Source organism: Kitasatospora sp. MY 5-36, from assembly GCF_001182915.1.
Taxonomy (GTDB): Bacteria; Actinomycetota; Actinomycetes; order Streptomycetales; family Streptomycetaceae; genus Kitasatospora.
The window spans coordinates 1-8,716 of record NZ_LFVW01000497.1; the positions used below are offsets into that span (position 1 = coordinate 1).

Sequence of the window (8,716 nt, forward strand, 5' to 3'; positions counted from 1 at the left end):
CCGCCGCCGAGCTGCGCCCCGCCGAGCGGGTGCTGCGCGTCGACCGGCCGGACCGCACCGGGGCGCCGGCCGCGCCCCCGGCGGCCGTCCACCCCGACAACGTCCAGTACCTGATGTTCACCTCGGGCTCCACCGGCACCCCCAAGGGCGTCGCGGTGCGCCGCCGGGACGTCGCCGCGCTCGCCCTGGACCGCGCCTTCACCGGCCACGACCGGGTGCTGGTGCACTCCCCGCACGCCTTCGACGCCGCCACCTACGAGCTCTGGGTGCCGCTGCTGCGCGGCGGCACCGCCGTCCTCGCCGCACCGGAGGACCTGGACGCCGCCGCCGTCCGGCACGCCGTCACCGAGCAGGGGGTGACCTGCCTGTGGCTGACGGCCGGGCTGTTCCGGCTGCTCGCCCAGGAGGACCCGGGCTGCCTGCGGGGCGCCCGCGAGGTGTGGACCGGCGGCGAGGCGGTGCCCGGCGCCGCCGTCCGCAAGGTCCTGGCGGCCTGCCCCGGCCTCACCGTGGTCGACGGCTACGGGCCGACCGAGACCACCACCTTCGCCACCCGCCGGGCCTTCCGCGAGGGCGACGAGCTGCCCGCCACGCTGCCGATCGGCCGCCCGCTGGACAACACCCGGGCGTACGTCCTGGACGCTGCGCTCCAGCCCCAACCGCCGGGCATCACCGGTGAGCTGTACATCGCCGGGGCCGGGCTCGCGCGCGGCTACGCGGGCCGCCCCGGCGAGACCGCCGCCCGCTACCTCGCCGACCCCTTCGGCCCGCCCGGCGCCCGGATGTACCGCACCGGCGACACCGTCCGGTGGAGCGCGGACGGCGAACTGCACTTCGTCGGCCGCGCCGACGACCAGATCAAGATCCGCGGCTTCCGGATCGAACCCGCCGAGATCGAGGCCCGGCTCACCGCCCACCCGGCCGTCGCCGAGGCCGTGGTCTCGCTCCACCAGGACGCCGGACGCAAGCGCCTCGCCGCCCACCTGGTGCCGGCCGAGGGCGCCGAGCCGCCCGCCGCCGCCGAGCTGCGTGCCCACCTGGCCGCCGACCTGCCCGACTACATGCTGCCCGCGGCCTTCGTCACCCTGCCCGAACTCCCGCTCACCGCCAACGGCAAGGTGGACCGCCGCCGGCTGCCCGCCCCCGACTGGTCGGCGGCGGGCGGCGACCGCCCCCACCGCGCCCCCGGCACCGACCGCGAACGCCTGCTCGCCGCGATCTGGGCCGAGCTGCTCGGGGTCGAACGGGTCGGGCTGGACGACGACTTCTTCCTGCTCGGCGGCGACTCCATCCTGAGCATCCAGGTCGTCTCCCGGGCCCGCGCCGCCGGTCTCGCGCTCTCCCCGCGCGACCTGTTCCGGCACCCCACCGTCGCCGCCCTGGCCGCGGCCGCCGGCAGCGCCGTCACCGTCGCGGGCACCGAACCGGTCGGCGGCGAGGTCGGCCTGACACCGATCCAGCACTGGTTCCTCGACCCGAACCCGCAGTACGCCCACCACTTCGACCAGTCCCTGGTGGTGGAGGCCCCCGGCGCCGTCGACCCCCGGGCCCTGCGCCGCGCCCTGGCCGCCCTGTGGGCCCACCACGACGCGCTGCGCTCCCGCTTCACCCGCGCCGAGGACGGCACCTGGCGGCAGCACTGCGCCCCCGCCGAGGAGGCCGCGCCCGAGCTGCTGGAGGTCCATGGCCACGGCACCGAGGAGGCGGTGACCGCGGCCGCCCACGCCTCCTTCCGGCCGGCCGACGGCCCGCTGCTCACCGCCCGGCTGTTCCAGGGCGACGGCGCCCGGCCCGACCGGCTGCTGCTGGCCGTCCACCACCTGGTGGTCGACGGCGTCTCCTGGCGGGTGCTGCTGGAGGACCTGGAGACCGCCTACCGGCAGGCCGTCGAGGGCCGCCCGCTGCGGCTGCCCGCCCGCACCAGCTCCGTCCGGGAGTGGGCCCGCCGCCTGGCCGCGCACACCGAAGCCGGCGGCTTCGACGGGCAGCGCGACCACTGGGCGGCCGCCGCCCGGGCCTGCGCCACCCCGCTGCCGGTGGACGGCGACGGTACCAACACCGCCGCCGACCTGCGCGAGGTGACCGTCCGGCTGGACCGCGACCGCACCGACGCCCTGCTGCGCCAGGTCCCCGCGGTCTACCGCACCCGGATCGACGACGTGCTGCTCACCGCGCTCGGCCGGGTGCTCGCCGACTGGACCGGGCGCGGCACCGTCGCCGTCGGCCTGGAGGGCCACGGCCGCGAGGACCGGCTGTTCGACGGCCTCGACCTGTCCCGCACGGTCGGCTGGTTCACCTCGCTCTTCCCCGTCGCCCTCGACGTCCCGGCGGGGGACTGGGGCACCGCCCTGAAGGCCGTCAAGGAGCAGCTGCGGGCGGTGCCCGACCGCGGCCTCGGGTACGGTGCGCTGCGCCACCTCGCCCGGGACGCGGCGCTCGCCGACGCGCCCGCCCCCGGCATCGCCTTCAACTACCTGGGCCGCTTCGACTGGTCCGCCGACGGCGCCGCCCTGGTCCGCGCCGTCCCCGGCGGCCTCGGCGGCGCGGAGGCGCCCGGCACCGAGCGCCCCCACCTGCTGGACGTGGTCGCCCGGGTCGAGGACGGCGAGCTGGAGATCGGCTGGTACTACAGCGCCGGCCGGCACCGCGCCGACACCGTCACCGGGCTCGCCCACGCCATGCGGGGCGCCCTGGAGGAGATCGTCGCCCACTGCGCCGAGCCCGGCTCGGGCGGCCGCACCCCCGCCGACTTCCCGCTCGCCCGGCTCGACCAGGCGGCGGTGGACCGGATCGCCGGGGACGGCCGAGCGGTCGCCGACGTCTACCCGCTGACCCCGATGCAGGCTGGGATGCTCTTCCACAGCCTGCTCGACCCGGACGGCGACACCTACGTCAACCAGGTCCAGCTGGTGCTGGACGGGGTCACCGACCCGCACGCGCTGGCCGAGGCCTGGCAGCGGACCGCCGACGCCAACGCGATCCTGCGCACCCGGCTCAGCTGGCAGGACGGCGCCGAACCGCTCCAGGTCGTCCAGCACCGGGCCGCCGTCCCGGTCGCCCACCACGACTGGACCGGCCGCCCCGCCGAACAGGTCGAGCGGGACACCGCCCGGCTGCTCGCCGAGGACCGGGCGGCCGGCATCGACCTCGGCGGCGCGCCGCTGCTGCGCCTCGCCCTGATCCGGCTGACGCCGACCCGGGTCCGGGTGGTGTGGACCTTCCACCACGTGCTGCTCGACGGCTGGAGCGCCGCCCAGGTCTTCGACGAGGTGTGCGAGCGCTACGCCGCCCTGACCGCCGGACGCGCCCCCGCTCCGGCCGAACGGGCGCCCTACGCCGACTACCTGCGCTGGCTGGCCGGCCAGGACGGGGCGGAGGCCGAGCGGTACTGGCGCGACACCCTGGCCGGCTTCCCCGCCCCCACCGAACTGCCCCGGGACCGCCGCCCGGCCGGCGCCCACCGCGCCTCCTCCTCGGCCTCGGTGCGGGTCGCCCTCGGCCCCGAGCTGTCCGAGCGGCTGCGCGACACCGCCCGGCAGGCCGGGCTGACCGTCAACACCGTGCTCCAGGGCGCCTGGGCGCTGCTGCTCTCCCGCTACGGCGGCGGGGACGACGTGGTGTTCGGCACCATCGTCTCCGGCCGGCCCGCCGAACTCCCCGGCGTCACCTCGATGGTGGGGCTGTTCATCAACGCCCTGCCCACCCGGGTGCGGATCGACCCCCGGCGCCCGCTGCGGGAGCTGCTGCGGGAGGTCCAGGACCACCAGTCCGAGGCCCGCCGGCACGACGCCGTCTCGCTGGCCCAGCTCCAGGGCTGGAGCGAACTGCCGGGTGGCACCGCCCTGTTCGACAGCCTGGTGGTCTTCGAGAACTACCCCTTCGACGCCCAGTCGCTGACCCGGCACGGCCTCGGCGTGGAGACCGAGCAGGTGCTGGAGCCGACCAGCTACCCGCTCAGCGTGGTGGTCGCGCCCGGCGAGTCCATCGAGGTCGGCCTGGACCACGACCCGGCCCTCTTCGACACCGCCACCGTCGAGGGGCTCGGCGCGGGCCTGCGCACCCTGCTCGCCGGAATGGCGGCCGGCCTCGACCGGCCGGTGGGCGAACTGCCGCTGCTGGACCCGGCCGAGGGGCGCGCACTGGTGGCCCGCCTCGGCGGGGCGGTCGCCGAGGCACCGGACGGCACCCTGCCCGAGGCCTTCGCCCGGCAGGCCGCCCGCACCCCCGACGCCCCGGCGGTCCGCTCCGGCGACGAGCAGCTGACCTACCGGGAGCTCGACGAGCGCTCCAACCGGCTGGCCCGGCTGCTGATCGCGGCCGGGGCCGGCCCCGAGCGCTTCGTCGCGCTCGCGCTGCCCCGCACCGTCGAACTCGCCGTGGCACTGCTCGCGGTGCTCAAGAGCGGCGCAGCCTACCTGCCCGTCGACCCCGGCTACCCGGCCGAGCGGATCGCCTACCTCTTCGAGGACGTCCGGCCCGACGCCGTCGTCACCGGCACGGCGACCGCCGGCCGGCTGCCCGACGGCCCGTCCACCCGGATCGTGCTGGACGACCCGGCCTGCCGCGAGCGCCTGGCCGCCGCCAGTGCCGACGCCGTCCGCGACGAGGAGCGGCACGGCGCCCTGCGCCCGGAGCACCCCGCGTACGTCATCCACACCTCCGGCTCGACCGGCCGCCCCAAGGGCGTGGTGGTCGCCCACAGCTCGGTGCTCGCCCTGACCGACTGGGCCGCCGCCGAGTTCGCCGACGGCGGCCTGGCCCACGTGCTCGCCGCCACCTCGCTCAACTTCGACGTGTCGGTGTTCGAGATCTTCGCGCCGCTGCTCTCCGGCGGCCGCGTGGAACTCCTGCGCGACCTGCTGGCCCTGGCCGAGCGCCCCGGCCCCTGGCGGGCGGGCCTGCTCAGCGCGGTGCCCTCGGCCCTCGGCGGACTGCTCGCCGACGGCGCCCTGCACCTCGCGGCGGACACCGTGGTGCTGGCCGGCGAGGCACTGCCCGCCCGCACCGTGCGCCAGGTCCGCGAGGCCGTCCCCGGCTGCCGGGTGCTGAACGTCTACGGCCCCACCGAGGCCACCGTCTACGCCACCGCCCACACCTGCGACCCCGCCGACCCGGACCGCGACCCGCCGATCGGCCGCCCGGTCGGCGGCGCCCGGGCCTACGTCCTGGACGAGCGGCTGCGCCCGGTGCCCGTCGGCGCTCCCGGGGAGCTGTACCTGGCCGGCACCGGCGTGGCCCGCGGCTACCTGCGCCGCCCCGGCCTGACCGCCACCCGCTTCCTGCCCGACCCGTACGGCCCGCCCGGCGCCCGGATGTACCGCACCGGCGACCGGGTGCGCTGGAGCGCCGACGGCGGCCTCGACTACCTCGGCCGCGCCGACGACCAGGTCAAGGTGCGCGGCTTCCGGATCGAACTCGGCGAGGTCGAGGCCGCCCTGGCCCGCCACCCCCGGGTGACGGCGGCCGCCGCCCGGGTGGTCGACCAGGACGGCCACAAGCGGCTGGTGGGCTACGCGGTGCCGCGCGACGGCGCCCTGCCCGACCAGGCCGAGTGGCGGGCCTTCCTCGGCGACACCCTCCCCGGCCACCTGGTGCCCGCCCTGGTGGTGCCGCTGGAGCGGCTGCCGCTCGGCGCCACCGGCAAGCTGGACCGGCGCGCCCTGCCCGAGCCGGTGTGGGCCGCGCCCGCGACGGAGGCCGGCCGGCCCCCGCGCACCGACACCGAGCGCGCCCTCGCCGCCATCTGGCGCGAGGTGCTCGGGGTGCCCGAAGTGAGCGCGGACGACAACTACTTCGCCCTCGGCGGGGACTCCATCCTCGGCATCCAGATCGTCTCGGCGGCCCGCCGGGACGGCCTGGCGCTGACCCCCCGGCACCTGTTCGCCCACCAGACCCTGGCCGAGCTCGCCCGCGCCGCCGAACGCTCACCGCGGCCCGAGCCCGCCGCCGACCAGGGCGCGGTGGTCGGCGAGGCCCCGCTCACCCCCGTCCAGCACTGGCTGCTGGACACCCTGGACGGCGACCCGGCCCGGCTCACCCAGTCCGTCTCCTTCACCCTCGCCCCGGACACCGACGAGGAAACCCTGCGGGCCGCGCTGGCCGCCGTCCTGGACCACCACGACGCGCTGCGGCTGCGCTACGAGCCGCTCGCCGACGGCCGGTGGCGCCAGCACGGCACCGCCCCCGGCCAGGCCCCCGAACTGCGCCCGCACGAGCTGCCCGCCGCCGAGGGGGAGCAGCGCGCGACCGTCCTGCGGGACCTCGGCGAGCGACTGGCCGAGGGCTTCGACCTGGCCGCCGGACCGCTGCTGCGGGCCGCGCTCTGCCGCTTCGCCGACGACCCCCGCCCGGTGCTGCTGCTGGCCGCGCACCACCTGGTGGTGGACGCGGTGTCCTGGCGGATCCTGCTGGAGGACCTGGAGCGCGCCCACCGCGCGCTGGGCGCGGGCGAGCGGCCCGACCTCGGCGCCAAGAGCACCTCCTTCCGGGCCTGGGCCGAACGGCTCGCCGCGCACACCGCGGCCGGCGGCTTCGACGCGGAACTCCCGTACTGGCAGGGCCTGGTGGACGACGACCTGCCGGTTGACCTGGACGGCGCCAATACGGCGGAGAGCGAGGAGTCGCTGACCTTCGCCCTGGACGCCGAGTCCACCCGCCGGCTGCTCCAGGACGTCCCGGAGGCCTACCGCACCCGGGTCAACGACGTCCTGCTCTGCGCCCTCGGCCGGGTGCTGGCCCGCTGGACCGGACGCGGCCGGGTGCTGGTCGCCCTGGAGGGCCACGGCCGCGAGGAGCCCTTCGACGGCGTCGACCTCTCCCGCACCGTCGGCTGGTTCACCACGATGTACCCCGTCGCCCTGGACGTGCCCCCGGACGCCGACCCCGGCACCGCCCTGAAGGCCGTCAAGGAGAGCCTGCGCGCCGTCCCCGGCGGCGGCCTCGGCCACGGCGCCCTGCGCCACCTCAAGCCGGTGCCGGGCCTGGCGCTGCCGCGGATCGGCTTCAACTACCTGGGCCGGCAGGACTGGACCGCCACCCCCGGCGGCCTGCTGCACGCCCCGGCCGGCCCGCTCACCGGCGGCATGGACCGCACCGCCCGCCGCCCCCACCTGCTGGACGTGCTCGGCCTGGTCGCCGAGGGCCGGCTCTCCTTCACCTGGTCCTACTCCCGCGCGGTGCACCACAGCGGGACGGTCGCCCGGCTGGCCGCCGAACTGCTGGACGAGCTGCGGGAGATCGTCCGCCACTGCGCCGAGCCCGGCGCCGGCGGCCGCACCCCCTCCGACTTCCCGCTGGCCGGCCTCGACCAGGCCGGCGTCGACCGGCTGGCCGGCACCGGACGGGAGGTGACGGAGATCCAGCCGCTCACCCCCACCCAGACCGGCATGGTGGTGCACGGCCTGGACGAGGCCGAACACGGCCTCTACGTCGAGCAGATCACCTTCGTCCTGGACGGCGCCCGCGACCCGGGCCTGCTGGCCGCCGCCTGGCAGCACGTCGTCGACCGCACCCCGGTGCTGCGCACCTCGGTGGCGCTGCGCGACGTGCCGGTGCCGCTCCAGGTGGTCCACCGCCAGGCGCAACTGCCGGTCACCGAGCACGACTGGAGCGAGCTGGGCGAGGCCGAGCGCGCGGCCCGGCTGGAGGAACTGCTCGCCGAGCAGCGGGCCCGCCCGCTGGTGCTGGACCGGCCCCCGCTGCTGCGGCTCGACCTGGTCCGGCTCGGCCCGGACCAGGTCCGGGTGGTCTGGGCCTTCCACCACGTGCTGCTGGACGGCTGGAGCGTCTTCCACGTCCTCGCCGACGTGCTGGCCGCGCACGCCGCCCTCGCCCGGGGCGAGCGCCCCGAGCTGGCCGAGCGCCGCCCCTTCGCGGAGTACGTCCGCTGGCTCGCCGCCCGCGACACCGGTGCCGCCGTCGAGCACTGGCGCGGCGTGCTGGGCGACCTCGCCGCCCCCACCCCGCTGCCCTACGACCGCCGCCCCGCCCAGGGCGACACCGCCCGCTCCGGCGACTGGCTCTCGCACCGGCTGGACGAGGCCGCGACCGCGCGGCTCCAGGAGTTCGCCCGCCGCCACCGCCTCACCCTCAACACCGTGGTGCAGGGAGCCTGGGCGCTGCTGCTGTCGCGCTGGAGCGGGGAGCAGCGGGTCTGCTTCGGCACCACCGTCTCCGGCCGGCCCGCCGACCTGGCCGGCTCCGACGGCATCGTCGGCCTGTTCATCACCACCCTGCCCGCCCGGGTCGCCGTCGACGGCCGGCAGCCCTGCGCCGACTGGCTGCGCACCCTCCAGGAGGAGCAGGCCGAGGACCGCCGCTTCGACCACCTGCCGCTGGCCCGGATGCACGGGCTGAGTCAGGTCCCGCCGGGCACCGAGCTGTTCGACAGCCTGGTGGTCTTCGAGAACTACCCGGTCGGCGACGCCACGGCCGGCGCGTACGGCCTGCTGGTACGCGACCTGGACGCCCGGGAGGCCACCAACTACCCGCTCACCGTGGTCGTCTCGCCCGGCGAGCGGCTCGCCGTGGAACTCGGCCACGACCCGCGCTTCCTCGACCGGCGGACCGCCGGGCGGCTCGCCGACCAGCTGCTGCACACCCTGAACGCGCTGGCCGCCTCGGACGGCGCCACCCCGCTGGACGGGCTCGACCTGCTGCCGCCCGGCGAACGGGAGCGGCTGCTGCACGGCCCCGCCCGCCCGGCGCTCGCCCCCGT

The 8,716-nt window shown here is 77.5% G+C and carries 1 protein-coding gene; it reads left to right on the forward strand.

Features of this window, described 5'->3' with window-relative positions:
* Window positions 1-8,716: non-ribosomal peptide synthetase (locus AE652_RS28080; RefSeq protein ID WP_049656445.1), on the forward strand; the 8,716-nt coding region annotated here is incomplete at both ends.